Below are 21,811 nucleotides of genomic sequence, written 5' to 3'. Positions count from 1 at the left end.
CTGCCGAGGCTCAGCGCCCGAGCGCAGCGACGACGCGGCGGAGCCCGTCGAGGTCCGGCGCAGTGTCCAACGTGAGCTGCCAGTCGGTGCCGGTCCACGGATCGGCCATGTGGGTGCCCGGCGCCACCGGTAGGTGCTGAGCCTCCTGCGAGAGCAGGTCCAGCAACGGCTCGTCCGTCACGCCGTCGTCCTCGCCGACGATGATCACCGAAACCGACTGTGTCGCAGACGCCTCCACGATCCGGATGACGTGCCTCAGATCGTCACGGGTGTAGCCGTGCGGGATACCCGCGAGCACCACGATCCGTGGCGCCGGTGGCTCGGCACCCGGATCCGCGGTCGCGGCCAGGGCGGCGAGATCGACCGCGTGCGCCACGTCGTGCAGCTGGGGTCCGATGTCCGGGACGTCGCGGACGACCGGGCCCGTCACTGCGAAGGACACCACATCGGTGAGGGCGGACAACGCACCGGCCGTGTCGACGACGTCGAGGCGCGCCGCCGGGTGCGCCGCGAGGAGCCGCACCACGAGGGCCGACACGATCGGGGCGGCGGCGACGGAGTCCCCGTCGACCCACAGCGGGCGCCGCAGCGGCAACGGGAGGCACAACGGAAGTGTCGGCGAGTCGCGATCCGGGGCCCCGAGTTCGCCTATCCGCAGCCCGTTTCCGCCGAGACCCGGCCGCTGCCACGCCGGTGCGTCCCACGAGGCCATCGCCGCGGGCAGGGCCGCGCCGACGGCGCGCAGTTCCTCGGTCAACAACGCGGTGTCGGCGGCGTGCCGGGCGCGAGCCGCGGCGATCAGCTCGTCGCATCGCCGATTCGCCTCGGCCCGAGCCTGGTCGGCGGCCGGTCCGGTGCGGCGGGCCGGGTCGGAGACGGCTGCGGACAGTTCCTCGTCGAGCCGGTGCAGTGCGTAGTCGTGTGCGGAGACGAACGCGGCGGCAGAGCGGGATGCGTCCTCGAAGATCTGCCAGGTCCGCTCCCACGCCTGCTCCGGTTCGACCGGCACCGTCGCCGGGGTATCCGGCGAAGGCGGAGCCGGCTCGTCGTCGACGTCCACTCCGTGAGCGCGGAACAGTTCGGCGAGTCCACCGGTATACCCCTGGCCCACCGCCCGCAGCTTCCATCCGCCGTCGCGGCGGTACAACTCCCAGCAGATCACCGCCGACTCGGCACCGCCGGCGGGCGCGTCGAACGTTGCCGGCCCGGATCCGGGCGGCCCGGTCAGGTCGGTGGACAGCGCGCCCACCGGCCCTCGGTCCGAGGAGACCGCCAACAGCACCGCGGCGGCCTGCGGGCACACCCGGTCGAGATCCACGACGACGGCGTCGCCGGCCAGGCCCACGCCCGGCGCCCCGGGCTGGTTGTAGAACACGGCGTCGGCGGAGGTGCGTACCTGCAGGTTCGTGTCGACCACCAGTGCGCACACGTCCAGCGGCCCCGCCGCGCGCGCCGTGAAGCGGACCCGGCGCGCCGTCAGCGGGGCGTTCTGCCCCGCCGCGAATCTCCCCGTCACGGCGTCAGGACACCAGGAACCGGCCGAGCTGCGGCGCGGCCTCCCCGGGATGCTTGGCCTGGATGCCCTCGCCGATCGCCTGAAGCTTCCAGTCCTGCCCCTGCCGGTACACCTTGGCCATCACCATGCCGGTGAACGGCATACCGCCCTGAAGGGTGTAGCGGGCCAGCTCGGCGTTGTTGGTGCCGTCCACCAGCCGGCAGAACGCGTTCGCGACCTGCTCGAAGGTGTGCCCCTTGTACGAGGTGACGATGAACATGACCGTCGTGATGTGGGCCGGGACCCGGGTGAGGTCGACGAGCACGACCTCGTCGTCGCCGGCGCCCTCGCCGGTGAGGTTGTCGCCCTGGTGCTGGACCGAGCCGTCCTTGGACCGCAGCTGGCCGTAGTACGCGACGTCGACGAGGTTCTGGTCGGCGAACAGCACAGCCGACGCGTCGAGGTCGATGTCGGCGGCACGGTTGCCGAACAGACCGCGCTTCGCGATCGGATCCCAGCCCAGCCCCATGCGCAGGTAGGTCAGGGCCACACCGCCCTCCTTGCGGAGGGTGACCTTCTGGCCCTTGACGAGGCTGACCGGCCGGCTCTTGGTGAGGCTGACCTCGGGCTGGGCGTCCTGCGCCGGCTGCGGCGCGGAGGCCTGCACGTACGGCTGCGGCGGGGCCGGCTGCTGGTAGGGCTGCTGAGCAGAAGGCGGCGGCGTGGAGTAGGCCGGCGGTACGGGCGGCGCGGCCGGGACCGACGGCGGCACGGGCTGAGCCGTTTGCGGCGCCGCCGCGGGCGCGTCGTCGACGCTCACCCCGTGATCGGTCACGAGCGCGGCGAACCCGCCCGCGTATCCCTGGCCGACGGCCCGCACCTTCCACGCGCCCTGCCGCCGGTACAGCTCGAGGGCGATCACGATCGACTCGCTGCTCAGCCCGTCGATCCGGTACTCGTAGAGGACGTTGCCCGCGGTGTCGGAGACCCGCGCTGACGGCGGGGCGAAGCGACCGAAGCTGCTCGACGCGTCGTCGAGGGTGATGACCGCGCGCACCTGGTCGATGTCTGCCGGCACCTGGTTCAGCGACACGGCCAGCGACGCGGCCTGCCCGGGAGCGCCCGGCACGAGCCGCACCCCCGGCCCGCTCGGCTGGTTGAAGAAGACGAAGTCGGCGTCGGAGCGCACCTTGCCGTCGGCCTTGACCAACAGGGCAGACAGGTCGGCCGGGGTGGTCAGCTCGAGCGAGACGACGACGTCGGTGGCGGTGAGGGGGCCGTTCTGACCCTTGGCGAGAGATACGGGCACGGGAGGGGTCCTCACTGTTACTGGAAACTCTGTCTTGGGGAACATGGAGCGTCACTGCCACTGTACGAACCCGCGCCGATCCGGGCGTATCGGGCGAACCAGGCCAGGATCTCCTCGCCGGCCCGGATCCCCGTTTCCCGGGTCACCGTCACCGTCGGGTGCCGCCAGTCCAGCGCCTCGAGTTCGCCGTGCCTCGGCCGGATCGCGGCGTCGGCGGCGATCAGCATCTCGGCGTCGAGCGCTCCGTCCCCGGCGGCGAGTACCGCGGCATCCGGGGGGAGCGTTCCGTCGGCGACCAGGCGCCGGCGGACCTCGGCGACGGCCTTGCTCTTGCACACCGCCGACGGCATCGTGTACAGCTTGCGGCCCTGCTGCGAGGCGCTCCATCCGCGGCCGCGGCACCAGTGGTCCCATTCGTCGAGGAATCCGACCGGCTGGGCGGCGACGTCGATCACGAGATAGCAGAACAGCTCGTCGGCGATGCGGAACTTGTGCACCCAGTCGTCGGAGACGCGGCGCCGCAGTTCGGCGGTGACCTCGTCGAGTCCGGCGCCCTCGGCGCGCACGCCCGCGTCCACCGCCTGCCGCCACCCGGTGTCCGGCACACCGTCGGCGAGGATCACGCCGCCGTTGCTGGCGATCGCGTAGCGCCACGGTGCGCCGGGCAGCGCGATGCGCCGGAACTGTTCCGGGGTGCGCGTGGTGGTCGGCACCACCACCGCGGCGGCGGCCAGGTCGCGCAGGCGCTGCGCGGACGTGACGGTCAGGTACGACAGGGGCGCACCGTCGTAGTGCTCGACACACACCAGATCGCGGTCGACGACGGGCGATTCGCCCATCGCGGCGCGCGAGTAGATCATCGTGCGGTCGAGGTCGGTCGCGACGAGGGCGGTGGTCACGGCAGATCCTTGATCAGTCCCATGCAGGAATACGCCAGGTCGGGAACCGTTTCGACCGGCACGTCGCGGGCTGCGGCGAGCATCCGGATGTGCGCGTGCTCCTCGGCATCGGCCTCGCGGACCAGCACCCGCCACGGCACGCGCCGCAACAGCACCCGGGTGGTCTCACCGACACCGGGCTTGACGTAGTTGACGGTGGAGATGCCGTACTCGGCCCGTACCCTCTCCACCGACTCCCAGCCCGCCCACGTGGGGGTGCGGTCGGACCGCAGGATGTCCCCGGCGGCGGTGACTGCGGCGTCCCGGTCGCCGAATTCCGCAGCGACGGTGTCGAGGAGGACGGCCGAGACGTCCTCGCCGGCAAGTTCGGCGTAGAACTTGGCGCCGTGGAACTCGCCCGGGCCGATCAGGGCTTCGTTGAGGACGGTGCGTGAAACCAGGCCGGAGACAGTGGAATTCAGGCACGCCGAGGCGATGAGGAAGTCGTCGCGGGTGCCGTAGGTCCGCACGCAGTACCCGGGGTCGGCGAGCACGGCGAGGTCGCCGGAGAGTTCCGGACCGCCCGCGGCCCGGTACTCGGCCAGGGCCGCCGCGAGTTCGCGGGCGATGGCGCCCTTGCCGGTCCAGCCGTCGACGAACACCACCGAGGCCGGATCGTGACGCGCCGTCACGTGGTCGAGGGCGGCGACGTCGATGCCACGGCCCCGCACGATCGACACCGCGTAGTGCGGCAGGTCCAGCCCGTGGTGCCGCTGCGCCCAGCGACGGATCAGGATGCCGACGGGAGTGCCGGCGCGGGCCAGTGATACGAGCGTCAGGTCCCGGCCCCGTTCGGCGAGCAGCAGTTCGGTGACCGTACCGACGGCGTGGGCGAGGCGCCCCGCCGTCGCGGCGAGTACCTTGTCGAACAGCTCGCGGTAGGCGGCATCGGGTTGGTATTCGATCGGCAGCGTCTCGGCGTAGTGGGCGAGACCCGACTGGATGCGGCGTTCGCGCTCGGCGATGTCGGCCTCGAGGGCGACGTGCGAGAGGTCCTTGAGGAGCCACCGCACCTCGTCCGGGGCGTAGGAGCCGAAGTCGGGTCCGGCCAGCGGAACGGTCATCGGCCCTCCCGGGCGGCGCGCAGCACCGACGGGTCGGTGGCGGGCACGACGGCGACGACCACGTCCTCCCCGGCGGCGGTCAGCACGTCGAGCAGGCCACCGTCGGCCCGGAGGCGATCGGTGTCGGCGGGATCGTCGAGCACCAGCAGCAGCCGTGCCCGTTCCTCCGGCCACCGCGCGTTGTACAGGTACCGCGGGACATCGTCGGGTTCGGGTGCGATGAAGGTGAATCCGCGCCGAAGGGGGTAGCAGGGCACGTCCCGGACGTACGCAGGGGAGCGGGTGGTGGTCTGGAACCGCGTGGGGGTCCCCCGGCGGGCGAGCGCGTCGGCGATGCGCAGTGGCAGGTACATCAGTTCCTCGTGGCCCACCACGACGACCGGCCGTCCCGGTCCGAGGGCGGTGGCCACGGCCTCGGTCGTGTGCTCGATCGCGGCGTCGAAAGCCGCGGTGTCGGTGCGCAGGAAGCCGTGCCGCCCGCCGTCGGGCACGGTCGCCGGCCACGGCAACGTCACGAAATCCACGGAGCCTCTTTGTGAGGCAACGGGATTCATATCCGGATCGGGCAGTGCGGCGACCCGCTCGACGAGCCCGTCGGGAAGGATCGTGTGTCCCGCCGCGAGGCTCACGTGGTCGATCCGGGCGCCGAGTTCGGCGGCCGCCTCGTCGACCGCGCGACGGTGATCGGCGGTGCGCATGTCCACCAGCGACGCGACGACGTACCGGGCGCGAGGATGGTGCCGGTGCAGGGACCGGATCGCGTCGACGGCCGTGGCGCCGGTGGAGATCTCGTCGTCCACCAGGACCAGCGGTGCGTCGTTCGCGAACAGCTCCGGCGACGTCGGCTGGAGCAGGTGCGACGTGGCGTGCGAGTGGCCCTCCTCGAACCCGGCGAAGGTGCCGGCGCCGGGCACGTCACGCCGGGTGGAGTGCAGGTAGCAGCGCGCTCGCAGCCGGCTGGCCACACAATGACCCAGGCCCGTTGCGGTTTCGGCGAATCCGAGTACGACCGTGTCGTGCGCGGCGGAGCCCAGCAGGTCCGCGACGAGATCGCCGAGCCGGTCACCCGCGCCGATGACCGCGGCCGGGTCGGTGGGAATGTGCTTGCCGAGCACCGTGGAGACCAGCAGGTGTGCGCGACGGGGGTTGCGGCGCAGCCCCGGCACGACGAGGTCCGGCACGGTGTCGCCGGTCGCCGAGTCGAAGTGCTGCAGTTCCAGGCCGAATTGCTCCGTCGCCCAGGGTGACTGCAACCCCGCGGTCACCGGTCCACCAATGCCGTCAGCAGGTCCACGAAAGTGACTCCCTTGTTGGTGACGCCGAACACCGAGGCGCGCAGCAACGTCTGCTGCGCCCAGGTGCGGTGCGGACGCCGCTCGTTCATCTTGTTGCGGTAGCCGGAGGCCTGCACGCCACCTGCGTCGCCGCCGAGGATGTCGACCGCGTCGTGGTACTCCTCGTGGGTGACCGCGGACAAGGCGTGCACCGCGGCCACATGGGAGGGATGGATCACGGTCTTGCCCTGGATGCCGTTCGCCCGGTCGAGGGCGATCTCGCGGAGCAGCCCGTCGAGATCCCGGCTGACGAGCTGCTGGCGGAACATCACCGCGTCGTGCTCGGCGAACGGCGTGGCCCGCAGCATCGGGCGGAACATGCGCTCGTGATCGGCGAAGTACTCCCAGACGGGACCGGTGATGACGAATCCGGTGCCGTCGGTGCGGCCGAGATAGTTGACGACATCCGCAATGACGTCGACGACCACGCGTACGTCGTAGATGGTCAGGTCGCGGTCGCGGCGGATGCCGAACGTGCCGCACATGTCGGTGGCCCCGATCCGTACCGCCAGCACCCGGTCACGGTGCCCGGCGAGCAGTGCCGCGATCTGCTGCAGCTCGCCGTCGCGGGTCTGCCGGTGCACCAGCTCGGCGGACTCGAGCACCGGCATCGCGTACAGGTGCTTGCCGAGCCGCTCGGACGCCGCCGCCACCGCATCGAGGAAGGCCGGCCCCGACGCCGCGGTGAACTTGGGCAGAACGAATCCGGTCAACGCGGTGACGCCGGGCCCCAGGATGTCGGCGATGCGGTCGACACCGTCGGGGGTGCGCACCCGGACGAACAGCAGCATCGTCGCGGCCGCGGTGCCGGCGAGCTCGTCGAGGGTGGCGACCGCGTTGCGCAGGCCGTCCTCGACCTCGTGATCGGCGACGGCGTCCTCGAGGTCGATCACCATCGAGGCGACACCCTCGCGGGCTCGGCGGGCGATCGTGGCGGTCAGATCCGCGCGGGTGGCCGGGACGTACAGGGTGGCCCCGAGCGCGACGGCGAGCCGATCGCGCTCGTCGGCATCGGAGAATGCCTGCGGCGGATGCAGGAACAGCGTGTCCCGGGTCGCGCGGTCCATGTGGTGGAAATGGTGCATCGTGCGCATATCGGCGAAGGTTCCCCCACTCATGCCTCTTCCGTTCGTCCTCTCATTCGTTGCACCACGCCGGCGATGAAGCGCGAAACGGCGTCGAGCTCTCGGACGTACGCCCAGTAGTCGGGGTGTACGCCGGTGAGCGAACCGACTGCCCTGTCGATCCGATCGAGCTGCGCGTCGAGCACCGATCCCCATTCTGCGGTCAACCCCCGTTGCACCGCGAGTTGTTGCGCGTCGCGCAGACGGAACCGTACCTGCTCCACCTTCGCGGCCGGATCACGGCGGACCGCGCGGAGGACGGACAGCCGCTCGGTGACGGCGTCGACGTAGCGTTCCGCCTGGGTGAGCGATGCCCGGGCCGCCGCGGTCAGCTCGAGCGCCTGCTCGGGCCGGTTCCCGGCCGAAGCCGTTCGCGCCGCGGTCACGTCGGCGTCGGCCCGGTCGAGGAACTCGCGGGCGGCGCGCTCGTTGCCGGACAGGTCGGCGGAGCTGGCCGCGTTGAACTCGCGCAGCAGGGCCGAGAACGCCGGCGCCAGGCTCTCGGCGCGGGTGCGGACCGCCGACAGGCGGGTGGTGACGGATGCCACAGCTTTCCGGGCGGACTCGGCCTTGTCCGGCGCCTGCGCGAGGGCGCGACGCAGGGCGATGGCCGCCTCCTCGGCCCGCCGTGCCGCCGTTCGGACGGCGCCGGTTCCCACCGCCGAATCCAGGGCGCGGACCTCCGCGTCGAGCGCGTTCGCCGCGGCCCGCACGGACGGGTAGTCGGCGTATGCGGCGTGCTCGGGCGCGTCCACCAGCGCCGCCGCGGCCTGCGCCTCGGTGCGGACCTGCCGGGCGAGCTGCGGGACGGTCTGTGCCACCGCGACCGAATGCTCGAGGTGTGCGCGGTGGCGATCGTAGAACTGGTCGAGGGTGCGGGTGGCGAGACCGATCTGCTGCAGAGCCTGTTCGTAGGCCGGGGCGGGAGCGAGCGGATCGGTCGGTTCGGTGCGGGCGAGGTGCAGGTACGTCTCGGCCGCGCGGTAACAGGCTTCGCGGACGGGCTCCCACTCGCGGCGCAGCCCGCGCTGCGGCGCGAGGTCGTGCGAGGCCGTGACGGCGGCCTCGGCGACGGACTGGCGGCGGTCCATGTCGAGGAACGCGGCGACCATCGCGTCGTAGGCGCCACGGGCCACCGGATCGTCGGTGCTCCCACCGCCGAAGAGGCGGCGCGTCCATCGGCTCGCCACGCCCCGAATGGTACTGGTCCGCGCGGTTCGGCCCCGTGCGCGCGCCTCGAGCATGGGGCGTCGGCGCGGAACAGCTATTAGGGTGGAGTGACACGCGCAAATCGGGCGTGCCCGCCCGGGCACCTCGTCCGGACCGACAGATCGAAAGGACCCCGCATGGGCGTCAGCTTGACCAAGGGCGGCAATGTTTCCCTCACCAAGGAAGCGCCGAACCTCACCGCCGTGGCCGTCGGCCTCGGCTGGGACATCCGCAGCACCACCGGTGCCGACTTCGACCTCGATGCCAGCGCGATCGCGACCGGCGCCGACAAGAAGGTCGTCTCGGACCAGCACTTCGTCTTCTTCAACAACCTCAAGTCCCCGGACGGCTCGATCGAGCACATCGGCGACAACCGCACGGGCGAGGGCGAGGGCGACGACGAGGTCGTCAACGTCGACCTGAGCGCCGTGCCGGCCAACATCGAGAGCATCTTCTTCCCGGTCTCGATCTACGACGCCGACTCCCGCAGCCAGTCGTTCGGACAGGTCCGCAACGCGTACATCCGCGTCGTCGACCGCGCCAACGGCAACGAGCTCGCCCGCTACGACCTGTCGGAGGACGCCTCCACCGAGACCGCCATGGTCTTCGGTGAGCTGTACCGGCACGGTGCGGAGTGGAAGTTCCGCGCCATCGGCCAGGGCTACGCGTCCGGCCTGGCGGGCATCGCCCGCGACTACGGCGTCAACGTCTGACGTCGCATCCGGATTCCGGATCCGGCCCCCGGCTTCGTCGCCGGGGGCCGCTTTCCTTGGTTCACCGATAATTTGCTGCAGTAACCACCCTGCACCGCCCCGATCCAGACAGAAAGGCCACGCTTCGTGGTTCTGCGCATCTTCGGCATATCGTTTGCCGTCACCGTCGTCTCCCTGGTGGTCGCCTTCCTCTACGGCGGACCCCAGGCCCTGTTCCTCGCCGCGATCCTCGGCATCCTCGAGGTCTCGCTCTCGTTCGACAACGCGGTCATCAACGCCACCGTGCTGCAGCGGATGAGCGAATTCTGGCAGAAGATCTTCCTCACCATCGGCATCCTCATCGCCGTGTTCGGCATGCGGCTGATCTTCCCGCTGCTCATCGTGTGGATCGCCTCCGGCCTCGGTCCGATCGAGGCACTCGACCTCGCCTTGAACCCGCCGCCGAACGACGCCGCGTACTTCCCCGACGGCAGCCCCAGCTACGAGACCATCATCACCGACGCCCACCCGCAGATCGCCGGGTTCGGTGGCATGTTCCTGCTGATGCTGTTCCTGAACTTCATCTTCGAGGAACGCGAGATCAAGTGGCTGGCCTGGCTCGAGCGTCCGCTCGCGCGGGCCGGCAAGCTGGACCAGCTCGAGGTCGTCACCGCCTCGGTGCTGCTGGTGCTGACCGCCACGATCCTCGCTCCCGAGGACAAGGTCTCCACCGTGATGATCGCCGGCGTGCTCGGCATGATCACCTACATCGTCGTCAACGGGCTCGGCGAGCTGTTCCACATCCCCGAGGAAGAGGAAGAGCCGACGGGCGGGCCCACCCAGCTGGCCAAGGCCACCGGCAAGGCCGGGTTCTTCCTGTTCCTCTACCTCGAGGTGCTCGACGCGTCGTTCTCCTTCGACGGCGTGATCGGCGCGTTCGCCATCACCTCGGACCCGATCATCATCGCCCTGGGCCTCGGTTTCATCGGCGCGATGTTCGTCCGCTCGATCACGGTGTTCCTCGTCCGCAAGGGCACCCTCTCGGAGTACCGCTATCTCGAGCACGGCGCGCACTGGGCGATCGGTGCGCTCGCGTTCATCCTGCTGTACTCGATCGGCCACCACGTGAACGAGATCGTCACGGGTCTCGTGGGGGTCGCGCTCATCGGTGCCGCGTTCGCCAGCAGCATCCGCCGCAATCGTCAGGAGGCGAAGGCGACCGTCGCCGCCTGACCCGCCCGGGTGAAGGGACCCTCCGATCGGTTCGACCGATCGGAGGGTCCCTTCACCGTTTCGCGGACAACTCGCGCAGCAGCGTCTCGGCGTCGGCGAACGCCCGCGCCCGTCGCACGACAGTCGGCGCCGCCGGCGGATGCCCGTCCCACCCGTGGAACAGCGTGCTCAGGCTCAGGACGATGCGCTCCGGGTGGATCCAATCGCCCCACCGGACGAATTCGGGATCCCGCACCAGCTGCCGGGCCGCCTCGAGCGGCCCGGCGCCGCGCGCGTACTGTTCCCGGCCGGCCTGCTCGAGCCACACCCAGTAGGCGCGCAACTCGCGGATCTCCGTGGGTCCGCACAGCGGCCCGTGACCGGGCACGTAGAGGTCCGCGTCCAGGGCCAGCAGCCGGTCGATCGCGGCGAGCCAGTTCTCCAGCGGCCCGTGCCACAGGATCGGGGTCGAGCCGATGAACAGCAGATCGCCGGCGAACACGATGCCGGCGTCCGACACGTGCGCGATGAGGTCCCCGGCGGTGTGGCACGGCCCGAGGCGCTCGAGCTGGACCGGACGTTGCCCCACATCGAGCCGCAGGACTGTGTCGAATGTGTGGTCGGGCAGCCGAGGCGATCGCAGCGGCAGGCGGGCGCCGCCCGGCACCCGGCGCATGTAGGCGGCCGCGGCGCCCAGCATCCCGGGCAGCGCGGCGAGCGGACGTCCGGCCGCCGCGAGCGCCGCCACCGCGGCGGGAGGGAGATCCTCGCGCATGCCGCGCAGCGCGGCCGCACTCGTCGTGATGCGGGCCGTCGCCGGAAGCGTGTCGTTGCCCCACCAGTGGTCGCCGTCGGAATGGGTGTTGACGGCCTCGGTGATCGGTGCCCGCGACACCAGCAGCTGCTGTGCCTCGGCGATCCGCCGCGCCAGCCGCGTGTCCCACGCGGTGTCCACGACCAGCGACGCCGTGCCCGCATCGACGACGAGACCGGTGTTCGCCTCTCCCCAGCCGCCCGGCGTCCGCACAACCGCCCACACCCCGTCGCCGATCTGCGTCAACCCGCCGTCGCCCACCGTTCGCCCCCCGTCCGCAGTGGCGGTGAGTCTAACCGCACGAGCCGGACCGTGGTTTGCCCCCGGCCGGCCCGGGAACGCGGTATGAATCGCACGGACGGCGTCACGAGCGAAGGGGATCCCATGGGAACGACGGTTGCGGTCACCGGCCCCACCGGCGAGATCGGCAGGGCCGCGGTCGCGGCCCTCGAACAGGACCCGCGCATCGACCGGATCCTCGGCATGGCGCGAGGCCCGTTCGATCCTGCCCGGCAGGGCTGGACCAAGACCGAGTACCGGCAGGGCGACATCCTCGACCGCGGCGCCGTCGACGCCCTCGTCGCGGAGGCCGACGTCGTCGTGCACCTGGCCTTCGTCATCATGGGTTCGCGCGCCGAGAGTCACCGGATCAACATCGCCGGGACCCGCAACGTCTTCGAGGCGACGGTTGCCGCCGCCCGGCCGCGGCGTCTCGTGTACACCTCGTCCGTCGCCGCGTACGGATACCACCCCGACAATCCGACCCCGCTCTCCGAGGACGTGCCCACGCGTGGCTCGCACGAGCACTACTACTCCGAACAGAAGGCCCAACTCGAGCGGGTGCTCGACGAGGTCACCCGCGGATCGGACCTCGAGGTGTTCGTGCTGCGGCCCTGCATCGTCGCGGGGCCGCACGCGACCGCCCTGGCCGATGCCATGCCGTGGCGGCAGGTCGCCGGGCATCTGCCCGGGGCCGTGCGGAAGGCCGCCGGCGCCCTGCCCCTGCCGCGCCCGGTGTTCCCGGACCCCGGTCATCCGCTCCAGCTCGTGCACCACGACGACGTCGCGAGTGCCGTCGTCGCCGCCGTGACGTCCGAGGGGCCGCCCGGCGCGTACAACATCGCCGGCGACGGGGTGGTGTCGCTGTCGGACGTCGCGGCCGCGCTCGGCGCCCGGCCGATCCGGGTCCCGGCGTCGGTCGCGACGGCCGCGTCGGCCGTGGTTGCGCGGCTGCCGTTCCTGCCCTCGATGGTCGAGTGGATCCACACGGGCCGCACGTCCGTCGTGATGGACACGACGAGGGCCCGGACGCAGCTCGGCTGGCAGCCGCGCTACACGAGCGCCCAGACCCTCGCGGCGCTGGCGAGCGCGGTGGGTGGCGCCCGGTAGCAGTGGGTCAGCGTCGCGCGGCCGCGTGCGCGGCCATGCGGATCGGGGCGTTGACCGTGCCGTGACCCCGGTAGCCGCCGCGCCGCTGCACCAGTTCGAAGAACACCCGGGCACTGACGACCTTGGTGAACACCTGGAACAGCTCGCCGCCGTCCTCGTCCCGATCGTAGAGCACGTTGTATTCCCGCAGGGCGGCAAGCATTTCCGGATCCGGAGCCAGGCGCGCATCCAGATCGTCGTAGTAGTTGCGGGGGATCTCGAGCACCGGCGCTCCCGAATCATGCAGGGCGCGAGCGGCTTCCACCGCATCGTCGACACCGAACGCGATGTGCTGGGGGTGCCGCACGCCCGGTGCCCATTCGCCGCGACGGAGCACGGGTGCGACCAGGCCGACCTCGAAACCGTCCGTGGCGAGGACGCGGCTGCGCACCAAGCCGAACGGTCCCGCGTATTCGGCGGCCTCGGCGTCGGTCAGGCCCAGCACCGACCGGTAGAACAGCGTGGCTTCGTCGAATCGGTCGTAGGCCTGGGTCAGCGCGACGTACTCGGTGCACCGCACGCCCACCGCCGTCGTCGGCGTCGTGCCGGTGGGGCGGAAGTCGTTGCGCCAGTCCGCCGGGCCGTCGCCCCGCGACGACAGGAACAGGGCGGTGCCGTCCGGGGAGACCACTGCGGACAACGGTGCCTCACCCGGGCCGACGACCCGCGCCAGCTGCGGTGCCAGCAGCTCGTGGGCGTGCCGGGAGACGGCGCCGACGTCCGCGACCTCGATCCCCAGAGCGGTGACGGCCGCGCCCTCGGCCGCGCTGTGGGCCGGGTTCGAGGTGTTCACCAGCACCCGCGCATCCCCCTGCTCCCACAGCTCCACCGGCTTGCTGTGATGCTGCCCCGAGTGGGTGAAGCCGAGCGAGGCGAGGGCCGCACGGACCGGCTCCGCAGCGGTGGGCGGAGTTCCGATCTCCGTGAACGCGTGCCCGCGCACCTGTACCGGGTTGGGGTCACCGTCGAGCCGCAGTTCCAGATCGAGCAGCGAGCGCATCGCGTCGATCGCCGTCGGCACCGGCGCCGACTGGCGGAACACATCGTTGAACACCTCGAGCGAGAGCGGCCCGGTGTAACCCGCCGCGAGGACGTGCCCGACGAGTCCGACGAGATCGAACTCGCCCTCGCCCGGGAACACCCGGTAGTGGCGGCTCCACTGCAGGACGTTCATGTCCATCTCCGGTGCGTCGGAGAGTTGCAGGAAGAAGATCTTCTCGCCCGGGATGTCCGCGATGCCGGCGACGTCCTTGGTGCGGGAGAAGATGTGGAAGCTGTCGAGGCACAGCCCGAGGGCCGGATGATCGGCCCGGCGCACGATCTCCCACGAGCGCTGCCAGGTGTTCACGTGGCGGCCCCACGCCAGCGCCTCGAAGGCGATCCGCATGCCCCGCTGCGCTGCCGCATCCGCCAGTTCCCGCAGCTGCGCGGCCGCGAGATCGACATCGTCGACGGTGTGCGGCGACACCGACGAGCACACCAGCACGAGGTCGGTGCCGAGCTGTTCCATCACGTCGAACTTGTGCCGCGCGCGGCGCATGTTGCGGGCGTGGATCTCGGCCGGGACGGCCTCGAAGTCGCGGAAGGGCTGATACAGCGGGATGCTCAGCCCGAGTTCGGCGCAGCGCTCGCGCACCGCCGCGGGGGTGAGCGGGGAGCCGATCAGGTCGGGTTCGAACAGTTCGATGCCGTCGAACCCGGCGTGGGCGGCGGCGACGAGCTTGTCCTCGAGGGTGCCGGACAGGCACACGGTGGCGATTGCCTTGGCGCGCTTGGTCCCAGGACGGGGGTGGGTCATGGTCGGGCTCCTCCACGGTGCCGCCTGTGCGGGCGGACTCGGAATCGGGGACCGGTGCGCGAGGGCGGGTTCGCCCCGCACACCGGTATCGGCAGGGGTGGCTCGCCGCGGGTCGCGCGCGAGGGGACCGGTCTCGGGGTGTGGGGGCGCCGGTTACGCCTGCGCCGTGCGCTGGGCCACGAGCGCGCGCAGCGCCCACTCGTAGCCGGCGACGCCGAGACCCACGATGATCCCGGACGCGACCGGGGAGATGTAGGAGTGGTGGCGGAACCCCTCGCGGGCATGGACGTTGGAGATGTGCAACTCGATGAGCGGTACGTGGGCGCCCTTGATCGCATCGTGCAGGGCCACCGAGGTGTGCGTGTAGGCGCCCGCGTTGAACACCACCCCGAGGGACTCCCCGCGGGCGACCGCGGCGCCGGCGTCGTGGAGGGCGTCGATGAGGACGCCCTCGTGGTTGGACTGCCGGAAGTCGATGTCGACGCCCAGTTCCTTGCCGACGTTGCGGCACAGGGTCTCCACGTCCTCGAGGGTCTGCGCGCCGTACACGCCGGGCTCGCGGGTGCCGAGCAGGTTGAGGTTGGGGCCGTTGAGGACGAGCACCGAGGTCATGGACGAATCTCCTTTGCTTTCTTCGTGTTCCGGGGGCATCTCCCGGCCGGGTCTGTCAGCCGACGGGCAGGCCGGCGGTCACGGTGCTCGAGCGCACGACGAGGTGGGTGCCGAGTTCCACGGGCGCAGCGCGGGGTGTGGTCTTTCCGTCGAGGACGTCGCACAGCAGGTCGATCGCAGTCACGCCGGCCTCGTCGAACGCGAGATGCACGGTGGTCAGCGGCGGCGAGGTCATCTCGCAGAGCCACGAGTCGTCGAACCCGACGACGGAGTAGTCGCGGCCCGCCCGCAGTCCGTGCTCGGCGAAGCCTTGCATGAGGCCGACGGCGGCCTGGTCGTTGTACGCGACGACGGCCGTCGTCCCGGTGCCGACCAGTTCCTCGGCCGCCTTCCGGCCCGCGACGACGAAGTCGGGCTCGAGGGGGCCGAGCACCGTGCCGGTGATGCCCCGGCCGGCGCAGGCCTCCACGAAGGCGGCGCGGCGGCGGCGCTGGGCGAGCCAGTACTCGGGGCCGCCGAGGTAGGTGACGGCAGTGTGCCCGGCGTCGGCGAGATGCTCGACGGCCTCGACCATGCCGTCGTCGGAGGACAGCAGCACGGCGGGCAGATCGCCGGCAGTGTGGTTGACGAGCACGACGGGCGTGACCCGTGCGAGATCCTCGAGGTCGGTGTCGGACATGCGCGGGGCGATCAGAACCAGCCCGTCGACCTGCCGGGCGATCGCGCGGACGAGGTCCAGCTCGTCCGCGGACCGTCCCTCGCCCGCCGCGACGAAGAGGGAGTAGCCGCGCGCGCGGGCCCGGTCCTGTGCCGACTCGACGGCGGGGCCGAACACGGGGTTGCGGATGTCCGGGACGAGGAAGCCCAGGTTGTGGGTGCGGCCGAGGGCGAGCGAGCGGGCGGTGGGGTTGGGGGTGAAGGACAGTGCCTCCGCGGCGGTGAACACCTTCGCGCGCGTGTCGGGACTGACGGCCTCCGGGCGGGAGAACACGCGTGAGACCGTGGCGGTCGAGACGCCGGCGCGCGCTGCGACCTCGCGAAGCGTCGCCATGGGTTCTCCTCGGGTGTGGGGTCCACCCACTGTGCAAGCGGTTACATCGCTTTGTCAAGCTGCATGTAACCGCTTGCGCGGAGGAGCGGCCCGGGTGTCGCCCGCCGACCGTTCCCAGCGGGCGACGCGTCGCTCACCCGTCGATGCTGGACATGTCCCCGTAGCGCTCCCCCACGACCGCCTCCCGGGGCACCGCCGACTCGATCGCGCCCAGCTCGTCCGCGGTGAGCGACACGGCCGCGGCCGCGACGTTCTCCTCGAGGAAACGCACCCGCTTCGTCCCCGGGATGGGGACCACGTCGTCGCCCTGGGCGAGGACCCACGCCAGTGCCAGCTGGCCCGGGGTGCAGTTCTTGGACCGGGCCAGGCGGCGGACGGCGGTCACGAGCGCCAGGTTCGCCTCCAGCGCCGCACCCTGGAATCGCGGGAAATACGCGGTGCGGCGAGAATCCGAGCTCTCGAGATCGGACGGCGCCGTGATCGCGCCCGTCAGGATGCCGCGCCCGAGCGGCGAGTACGGCACGAGCCCGATGCCGAGGTCACGCAGGGCCGGCAGGATCTCGTCCTCGATGTCGCGGGTGAACAGCGAGTACTCGGTCTGCAGCGCGGTGATCGGGTGGACGGCGTGGGCCCGGCGGATCGTCTCCGCGGACGCCTCCGACAGACCCAGATGGCGGACCTTCCCCGCCTGCACCAGTTCGGCCATCGCGCCGACGGTGTCCTCGATCGGCACGGTCTTGTCCACGCGGTGCTGGTAGTAGAGATCGATGTGGTCGACGCCGAGGCGGCGGAGCGACGCGTCGCAGGCCGTGTGGACGTATTCGGGCCGGCCGTTGATGCCGAGGCGGGTGCCGTCCTCGGCACGCTCGTTGCCGAACTTGGTCGCGAGGACGACGCGGTCGCGGCGATCCGCGACGGCGCGGCCGACGAGGTTCTCGTTGGTGAACGGCCCGTACATGTCGGCGGTGTCGAGCAACGTCACGCCGAGCTCGAGGGCCCGGCGGATGGTGGCGACGGCCTCGGCCTCGTCCCCGGTGCCGTAGAACTCGGACATGCCCATGCACCCGAGTCCCATCGCCGAGACCGTCAGCGGCGACGCGGTGCCGAGCGTGCGGGTGCCGAGTGGGGGCCGGGAGGTGTTGTTCGTGGTCATGGCGTCGAGTCAAGACCTTCGAGCGCGCTCGAAGTCAAGCGCGAGCGCTCTCGCACGGTCCGTCGTCGCGGCCGCTCGTCCGGGAGAGGTAGATCTCGATCTTGCCGTCGATCGCGGCGAGGTGCTCGGTCACCTCGTCGAGCTGGGTGAGCACCCGCGCCCGGTGCGCGCGGAGCAGCGCGAGGCGGTCCTGTTCGTTGCCGCCGCCGGCCCGGCAGAGGGCCGCGTACTCGCGGATCTCGCGGATCGGCATGCCCGTCGCCCGCAGCCGGGTCAGCAGCACCACCCAGGAGAGGTCGTCCTCGGTATAGAGCCGGTGGCCGGAGGAGGAGCGGCCGATTTCACGCAGCATGAGGCCGTCGCGCTCGTAATAGCGGAGGGTGTGGGTGGTCAGACCGGTGCGCTCGGCGGCCTCGGCGATGGTCGCAACGGTCGTCGCGGAAGGGGCGGTCGTCATGGCTTCATGATCCGCCTCGGGGGTGGTCCTGCGCTCCGAAGGCGATCCGGGGTGGCCGCATCGGCACCACAGGGTGCCTGTCGAGGACCCGGATGGCGGCCGACGATGGGCGAACCCCGTTTCTCACCACCCTCAGGAGGCTGCCATGAAGACCCGGATCCGCACCACCGTCGCGGTCGTCGCGACCTTGTTCACCGTCGTCCTCGGCACCGCAGGCGCCGCGAACGCCGCCACCGCGAGCGCGTCCGTCAAATGCGGCCACGTGACCATCCACTGCCCGGGCTGAGCACGGGCGGCGTCGGGGACGTCGCCGTTCCCGACGCCGCCCACCGTGGGCGCGGTGCGCGGCCCTCCGCGATGACGAACAGATGGATGATGAACAGATGATCGAGACACCCGTGATCGTGGGCATCGTGTCCATCTGCGTCGGATTCGTGCTCTTCGTGCTCGCCGCGAGCGGAACGCGCGGCGGATGGAACAGGAAGCTGACGATCACGCTGTTCGTCCTGTCGGTCCTGTTCCTGACGCTCGTGCCGGTGACCGGTGCGGTCTTCTTCGCCACCTGATTTCCGGTCACCTATCGAGGACCGAAACTGTCCGCATTCGTCCCTACCGTCGTAGTCGTAGCCGCAGAATCGACATCACGAAGGGCGGAAGCGACATGACCGAGCGGACCCTCTCCGGAGAACGGGCCGACATCCTCGACATGCTGGCCGAGCAGCGGAAGATGTTTCTGATCACCCTCCGCAACCTCGACGACGAGCAGGCCCGCACCCGCAGCACCGTCAGCGACCTGACCCTGGGTGGGCTGCTCAAGCACGTCTCGACCACCGAGCAGCACTGGATCGACACGATCCGCACACTCGACGACACCGCCGAGTTCGACATGGAGTCCGCGATGGAGCAGTACTACATGCGCGACGACGAGACCGTCGCCGGCCTGCTCGAGCGGTACGAGGCGATCGCGGAGCAGACGGAGGCCTTCGTCGCCGGCCTCGCGGACCTCGACCTGCAGGTGCCGCTGCCCACCGCGCCGTGGGCGCCGGAGCGACAGTGGTGGAGCGCCCGAAAGGTGCTGCTGCACATCATCCGGGAGACCGCCCACCACAGCGGTCATGCCGACATCATCCGCGAATCCCTCGACGGGGCGAACACCACCATGCAGCAGGGAACCGACGCCGGCATGACCTTCGACTAGACGTCCGCGCGCGGGGGTGCTTCCCGCGCGCGTCCGTACGAGCGCGGGAAGCACTTTCGGTCGCGGGACGGCAGCCCGATCCGCGACACGCGCACGAATGTCGTTGGCCGTGCGCTCGACACGGAGCAGTATCGGGCCATGTCGGCACTCTGGGACGAAGACGGCCGCGTCGCCTGGGAACTGCACGCGTCCGGGTGGGGCTGGGAACAGATCGGTCGCGAACTCGCGTGCCCCGAGCACATCGCACGCGAGATGTGCGAGAGACACGGCGCGGTGCTCGCCGAACAGGCGCAGCAGGACCATCCGACGCTGTTCGACCTGCCCTGACGACGGCGACGCGACGGGCACCCCGCTCGGACCTGGCCGAGTGCGGGTGCCCGCCTGCGTCGTCGTCAGTGGGCGGTCGCGACCTCGGCCCCGATCCCGGTTTCCGCGCGCACCAGCATCTCGGCGAACTTCTCGTCCTCGTGCGCGGAGCGTCCGCGTCGCTTCTCGGCCACGAGTGAGCCGACGACGCACGCGGCAAGGCCGAGCGGCATGGTGACGATCACCGGAAGCTGGATCGTCAGGGGTGCCGGGCCGCTGCCGAGCCACAGCGCCTCGGTGAGCATGAGACTGACGATGGTCGAGACCAGGCCGGTGAGGATTCCCCACACGGCACCGGTGCTGTTGAAGCGCCGCCAGTTCAGGCTGAGCACCAGCGACGGCAGGTGGGCGCTGCCGGCCACCATGAACGCCATTCCCATGAAGTAGGTGATGTTCGTGTCGTCGCCGATCAGCATGGTCAGCCCGATCGCGACGGCGCTGAACGCCACCGCACCGAACCGGGCGACACGGGCCTGGGCGTTCTCCTCGCGCGTGCGCGCCGTGACGTCGAGTTCGTCCACCGGCGGCTTGCGGGTCAGCGCCGGCCAGATGTCGCGGGCGAAGGTGCCCGCGGCGGAGATCACCACGCCGGCGACAACGGCGACGATGCTCGCGAACGCGACCGCCGCGACCATCGCGAGGGCGATCGAGCCGCCGATCGTGCCCACGCCCCCGCCGAGTTCGGTGACGAGCACGGGCGCCGCGAGATTGCCGCCGGCGCCGACCCGATCGGCGCCGCCGTCCCCCAGCAGGGCTGCGGCGCCGAAGCCCATCACGATGACGATCAGGTAGAACATGCTGCACAGCGCGACGGTCCAGCCCAGCGAGCGTCGGGCGGTGCTCGCCTCGGGGACGGTGAAGAAGCGGATCAGGATGTGCGCCATGCCCGCCGTGCCGAGCGCGAACGCCAGCGAGTACGAGACGAGGTTCAGCGCGCTGGTCTGCCCGAAGATCAGGCCCGGGGACAGGACGGCCTCGCCCGCAACCGCGTGCTCGGTCGCGGTGTCGAGGACCTTCGGGAAGCTGAACCCGAACTGCGCGAGGATGCCCAGCCCGACCACGATCGCGAGGACCGACAGGATCGTGGACTTGATGACCTGCACCCACGTGGTGGCGAGCATGCCGCCGACGAAGACGTAGATGCCCATGAGGGTGCCGGCGACGATGACGGACAGCCAGAACGGGATACCGGAGACCGACTCGAGCAGCACCCCGGCCGCAACGAGTTGCGCGAGCAACACGAAGGTGCCGGTGGCGATGGTGCTCAACGCCACGACGACCCGCACGCTGCGTGCCTCGGTGCGGAACACGAGTACGTCGGCGAGGGTGTACTTGCCCACGTTGCGCATCTTCTCGGCGAGCAGGAACAGCACGGGCAGGAACGAGATCACCGAGGTGCAGAGGATGACGGCGCCGTCGACGCCCTTGTAGAAGATCAGGCCGGTGGTTCCGAGAAAGCTTCCGGCCGAGATGAATTCACCGGCGATCGCGAAGCCGTTCTGCCAGCTCGAGATCGAACGGCCGGCGGCGAAGAATCCGTCGGCGCTGCGGGCCCGCCGGGACACGGCGAACGTGACCCACAGGGTCAGCGAGATCACCGCCGCGCAGATCGCGATCGCGAGGTAGTCGGCGTCGCCGGTCATGCCGCACGCTCCTGGTTCTCGAGGACGGCCGCGACGGCGGCGTCGGCGGCGGGCTGGATGTAGATGCGGGTGAGCCGGAAGTAGGCGTAGACGAGGACCCACGTCCCGGCGAACTGGGAGAACACGACCCACAGCGAGAGGGGAACTCCGAGGAGCTCGGTGTCACCGAGGAATTCGGGGAAGTAGGCGAAGCCGACGAGGAAGGACGCGAAGAGCGTGATCGCGAGGGCGCCGAGGGAGTTGGTGACGGTGCGCCGGCGGCGGCGCAGTTCGACGACCTCGGGCAGGGAGAGCATCGCGCTCCAGGTCGGTTGCGTTCCGGTCTGCAACTCGGTCACGGCCGCACCGCCGCCCGGCGTGCCGTCTCCAGTGCGAAGAGGTTCTCGTCCCAGCCCTGCTCGAGCGGACCGAAGAAGTGGAAGCGGACCTGCTTGACCCGGTAGCGCCAACGACCGTCGACCTTGACCACCTCGTCGGTGTAGCGGCCGGCGGCGATGGCGGGGGCGCCGTCGGTCACGCAGGGCTGCCACAGGAAGGACCGCACGGTGGCGCGGTCGCCGTCGAGGTCGATCTCCATGTTCGTGATGAAGTGCCAGAACGTGGTCAGCCCTCCGGCGGCGAGGCCCGCGAAGAACTCGCGCATCTCGGCCTTGCCGCGGGGATGGGACAGGCCGTCGAACTCGCCGTCGTCGGTGAACAGGTCCATCAGGGCGTCCCAGTCGCCGTCGTCGAGGTGACGGCAGTAGCGGGCGTCGAGCGAACGGATCGCCTCGAGGTCCTCGAGGCGGGTGATGCGCTCGGTGAGCGTGATGTCGGGGATGGTGGTCACAGGTGCGCCCTCCGAAGAAGTGGTTAACGCATGTTCATGTGAGGTGGACCATAGACGGGCGGCAACCGCACCGTCAAGACCGGCT

Annotated in this window: 23 protein-coding genes; 7 read left to right on the top strand and 16 right to left on the bottom strand. The window is 70.9% G+C overall.

Annotation, left to right across the window (positions count from 1 at the left end; translation table 11 throughout):
- Positions 1-10: 10 nt before the first annotated feature.
- The 7 genes from HFP48_RS25950 to HFP48_RS25920 are packed head-to-tail and all read right to left on the bottom strand — an operon-like array spanning position 11 to position 8,376.
- Positions 11-1,516, bottom strand: coding sequence for a TerD family protein (locus HFP48_RS25950; RefSeq protein ID WP_168580294.1), 1,506 nt, complete (start codon positions 1,514-1,516; stop codon positions 11-13).
- A 4-nt stretch (positions 1,517-1,520) separates the two neighbouring features.
- Positions 1,521-2,804, bottom strand: a complete 1,284-nt coding sequence (locus tag HFP48_RS25945) for a TerD family protein (RefSeq protein ID WP_168580293.1) — start codon at positions 2,802-2,804, stop codon at positions 1,521-1,523.
- 17 nt (positions 2,805-2,821) lie between these two features.
- On the bottom strand, positions 2,822-3,664 hold the full coding sequence (locus HFP48_RS25940) for an HAD family hydrolase (RefSeq protein WP_203330155.1): 843 nt from the start codon (positions 3,662-3,664) through the stop codon (positions 2,822-2,824).
- A 35-nt stretch (positions 3,665-3,699) separates the two neighbouring features.
- Complete coding sequence (locus HFP48_RS25935) at positions 3,700-4,806, bottom strand: cysteine protease StiP family protein (protein WP_168580291.1); 1,107 nt, start codon at positions 4,804-4,806, stop codon at positions 3,700-3,702.
- Positions 4,803-6,071: a phosphoribosyltransferase family protein gene (locus HFP48_RS25930; protein WP_006941746.1), complete on the bottom strand. Its 1,269-nt coding sequence runs from the start codon at positions 6,069-6,071 to the stop codon at positions 4,803-4,805. The genes HFP48_RS25935 and HFP48_RS25930 overlap by 4 nt, the downstream gene beginning before the upstream one ends.
- Positions 6,068-7,258, bottom strand: a complete 1,191-nt coding sequence (locus HFP48_RS25925; RefSeq protein WP_029546599.1) for an HpcH/HpaI aldolase/citrate lyase family protein — start codon at positions 7,256-7,258, stop codon at positions 6,068-6,070. The genes HFP48_RS25930 and HFP48_RS25925 overlap by 4 nt, the downstream gene beginning before the upstream one ends.
- The gene (locus HFP48_RS25920; RefSeq protein WP_044476232.1) at positions 7,255-8,376 is read right to left on the bottom strand and encodes a hypothetical protein; all 1,122 of its coding nucleotides are present in this window, start codon (positions 8,374-8,376) and stop codon (positions 7,255-7,257) included. The genes HFP48_RS25925 and HFP48_RS25920 overlap by 4 nt, the downstream gene beginning before the upstream one ends.
- 234 nt (positions 8,377-8,610) lie before the next feature.
- Here HFP48_RS25920 and HFP48_RS25915 point away from each other — a divergent pair, with 234 nt between their 5' ends.
- Together HFP48_RS25915 and HFP48_RS25910 are read left to right on the top strand one after the other, a co-directional pair.
- Positions 8,611-9,186 carry a TerD family protein gene (locus tag HFP48_RS25915; RefSeq protein ID WP_006941734.1) on the top strand — a complete coding sequence of 192 codons (576 nt, stop codon included), beginning with the start codon at positions 8,611-8,613 and terminating at the stop codon, positions 9,184-9,186.
- Between the two features lie 126 nt (positions 9,187-9,312).
- Positions 9,313-10,398 (top strand): DUF475 domain-containing protein, encoded by a 1,086-nt coding sequence (locus tag HFP48_RS25910; protein WP_006941733.1) that lies wholly within the window; start codon positions 9,313-9,315, stop codon positions 10,396-10,398.
- 52 nt (positions 10,399-10,450) lie between these two features.
- Here HFP48_RS25910 and HFP48_RS25905 read toward each other — a convergent pair whose 3' ends face one another.
- On the bottom strand, positions 10,451-11,452 hold the full coding sequence (locus HFP48_RS25905; protein ID WP_168580290.1) for an MBL fold metallo-hydrolase: 1,002 nt from the start codon (positions 11,450-11,452) through the stop codon (positions 10,451-10,453).
- 123 nt (positions 11,453-11,575) lie between these two features.
- Between HFP48_RS25905 and HFP48_RS25900 the strand changes: the two genes are divergently transcribed.
- Complete coding sequence (locus HFP48_RS25900; protein ID WP_065923340.1) at positions 11,576-12,580, top strand: NAD-dependent epimerase/dehydratase family protein; 1,005 nt, start codon at positions 11,576-11,578, stop codon at positions 12,578-12,580.
- Positions 12,581-12,587: 7 nt separating this feature from the next.
- Here HFP48_RS25900 and HFP48_RS25895 read toward each other — a convergent pair whose 3' ends face one another.
- The 5 genes from HFP48_RS25895 to HFP48_RS25875 form a co-directional block, all read right to left on the bottom strand.
- Entirely contained in the window at positions 12,588-14,417 is a 1,830-nt protein-coding gene (locus tag HFP48_RS25895; RefSeq protein WP_168580289.1) for a sugar phosphate isomerase/epimerase and 4-hydroxyphenylpyruvate domain-containing protein, read from the bottom strand.
- A 153-nt stretch (positions 14,418-14,570) separates the two neighbouring features.
- Entirely contained in the window at positions 14,571-15,029 is a 459-nt protein-coding gene (gene aroQ, locus HFP48_RS25890; RefSeq protein WP_006941726.1) for a type II 3-dehydroquinate dehydratase, read from the bottom strand.
- Positions 15,030-15,084: 55 nt separating this feature from the next.
- A complete protein-coding gene (locus HFP48_RS25885) occupies positions 15,085-16,080 on the bottom strand; it encodes a LacI family DNA-binding transcriptional regulator (protein WP_050036087.1) in 996 nt (331 codons plus the stop codon).
- Between the two features lie 133 nt (positions 16,081-16,213).
- Entirely contained in the window at positions 16,214-17,155 is a 942-nt protein-coding gene (locus HFP48_RS25880) for an aldo/keto reductase (protein ID WP_231386039.1), read from the bottom strand.
- 112 nt (positions 17,156-17,267) lie between these two features.
- On the bottom strand, positions 17,268-17,690 hold the full coding sequence (locus HFP48_RS25875) for a MerR family transcriptional regulator (protein WP_029546595.1): 423 nt from the start codon (positions 17,688-17,690) through the stop codon (positions 17,268-17,270).
- 145 nt (positions 17,691-17,835) lie between these two features.
- Here HFP48_RS25875 and HFP48_RS25870 point away from each other — a divergent pair, with 145 nt between their 5' ends.
- The 4 genes from HFP48_RS25870 (at position 17,836) to HFP48_RS25855 (ending at position 19,215) form a co-directional block, all read left to right on the top strand.
- Positions 17,836-17,976: a hypothetical protein gene (locus HFP48_RS25870; protein WP_006941722.1), complete on the top strand. Its 141-nt coding sequence runs from the start codon at positions 17,836-17,838 to the stop codon at positions 17,974-17,976.
- A gap of 97 nt (positions 17,977-18,073) precedes the next feature.
- Complete coding sequence (locus HFP48_RS25865; protein WP_006941721.1) at positions 18,074-18,256, top strand: hypothetical protein; 183 nt, start codon at positions 18,074-18,076, stop codon at positions 18,254-18,256.
- Between the two features lie 95 nt (positions 18,257-18,351).
- A complete protein-coding gene (locus HFP48_RS25860; protein ID WP_050036084.1) occupies positions 18,352-18,888 on the top strand; it encodes a DinB family protein in 537 nt (178 codons plus the stop codon).
- A gap of 138 nt (positions 18,889-19,026) precedes the next feature.
- Entirely contained in the window at positions 19,027-19,215 is a 189-nt protein-coding gene (locus tag HFP48_RS25855) for a hypothetical protein (RefSeq protein WP_168580288.1), read from the top strand.
- A 65-nt stretch (positions 19,216-19,280) separates the two neighbouring features.
- On the opposite strand, the gene HFP48_RS25850 is transcribed toward HFP48_RS25855, so the two are convergent.
- The 3 genes from HFP48_RS25850 to HFP48_RS25840 are packed head-to-tail and all read right to left on the bottom strand — an operon-like array spanning position 19,281 to position 21,726.
- A complete protein-coding gene (locus HFP48_RS25850; protein WP_006941717.1) occupies positions 19,281-20,897 on the bottom strand; it encodes a cation acetate symporter in 1,617 nt (538 codons plus the stop codon).
- On the bottom strand, positions 20,894-21,235 hold the full coding sequence (locus tag HFP48_RS25845) for a DUF485 domain-containing protein (protein WP_006941716.1): 342 nt from the start codon (positions 21,233-21,235) through the stop codon (positions 20,894-20,896). Before HFP48_RS25845 ends, HFP48_RS25850 begins: the two co-directional genes overlap by 4 nt.
- On the bottom strand, positions 21,232-21,726 hold the full coding sequence (locus HFP48_RS25840) for a nuclear transport factor 2 family protein (RefSeq protein ID WP_006941715.1): 495 nt from the start codon (positions 21,724-21,726) through the stop codon (positions 21,232-21,234). The genes HFP48_RS25845 and HFP48_RS25840 overlap by 4 nt, the downstream gene beginning before the upstream one ends.
- Between the last annotated feature and the right edge of the window lie 85 nt (positions 21,727-21,811).

The sequence above is a fragment of the Rhodococcus sp. DMU1 genome (assembly GCF_012272955.1).
In the GTDB taxonomy this organism is placed as follows: domain Bacteria; phylum Actinomycetota; class Actinomycetes; order Mycobacteriales; family Mycobacteriaceae; genus Rhodococcus; species Rhodococcus aetherivorans.
This window is presented reverse-complemented; position numbering and strand designations above follow the sequence as displayed.

What these genes read in the sequence shown, in the direction of transcription:
- HFP48_RS25940 (WP_203330155.1), bottom strand. Translation starts at nt 3,664, where the DNA reads ATGATCTACTCGCGCGCCGCGATGGGCGAATCGCCCGTCGTCGACCGC.
- HFP48_RS25935 (WP_168580291.1), bottom strand. Translation starts at nt 4,806, where the DNA reads ATGACCGTTCCGCTGGCCGGACCCGACTTCGGCTCCTACGCCCCGGAC.
- HFP48_RS25925 (WP_029546599.1), bottom strand. Translation starts at nt 7,258, where the DNA reads ATGAGTGGGGGAACCTTCGCCGATATGCGCACGATGCACCATTTCCAC.
- HFP48_RS25920 (WP_044476232.1), bottom strand. Translation starts at nt 8,376, where the DNA reads ATGGTCGCCGCGTTCCTCGACATGGACCGCCGCCAGTCCGTCGCCGAG.
- HFP48_RS25915 (WP_006941734.1), top strand. Translation starts at nt 8,611, where the DNA reads ATGGGCGTCAGCTTGACCAAGGGCGGCAATGTTTCCCTCACCAAGGAA.
- HFP48_RS25900 (WP_065923340.1), top strand. Translation starts at nt 11,576, where the DNA reads ATGGGAACGACGGTTGCGGTCACCGGCCCCACCGGCGAGATCGGCAGG.
- HFP48_RS25895 (WP_168580289.1), bottom strand. Translation starts at nt 14,417, where the DNA reads ATGACCCACCCCCGTCCTGGGACCAAGCGCGCCAAGGCAATCGCCACC.
- aroQ (WP_006941726.1), bottom strand. Translation starts at nt 15,029, where the DNA reads ATGACCTCGGTGCTCGTCCTCAACGGCCCCAACCTCAACCTGCTCGGC.
- HFP48_RS25885 (WP_050036087.1), bottom strand. Translation starts at nt 16,080, where the DNA reads ATGGCGACGCTTCGCGAGGTCGCAGCGCGCGCCGGCGTCTCGACCGCC.
- HFP48_RS25880 (WP_231386039.1), bottom strand. Translation starts at nt 17,155, where the DNA reads ATGGGACTCGGGTGCATGGGCATGTCCGAGTTCTACGGCACCGGGGAC.
- HFP48_RS25875 (WP_029546595.1), bottom strand. Translation starts at nt 17,690, where the DNA reads ATGACGACCGCCCCTTCCGCGACGACCGTTGCGACCATCGCCGAGGCC.
- HFP48_RS25870 (WP_006941722.1), top strand. Translation starts at nt 17,836, where the DNA reads ATGAAGACCCGGATCCGCACCACCGTCGCGGTCGTCGCGACCTTGTTC.
- HFP48_RS25865 (WP_006941721.1), top strand. Translation starts at nt 18,074, where the DNA reads ATGATCGAGACACCCGTGATCGTGGGCATCGTGTCCATCTGCGTCGGA.
- HFP48_RS25860 (WP_050036084.1), top strand. Translation starts at nt 18,352, where the DNA reads ATGACCGAGCGGACCCTCTCCGGAGAACGGGCCGACATCCTCGACATG.
- HFP48_RS25855 (WP_168580288.1), top strand. Translation starts at nt 19,027, where the DNA reads ATGTCGGCACTCTGGGACGAAGACGGCCGCGTCGCCTGGGAACTGCAC.
- HFP48_RS25850 (WP_006941717.1), bottom strand. Translation starts at nt 20,897, where the DNA reads ATGACCGGCGACGCCGACTACCTCGCGATCGCGATCTGCGCGGCGGTG.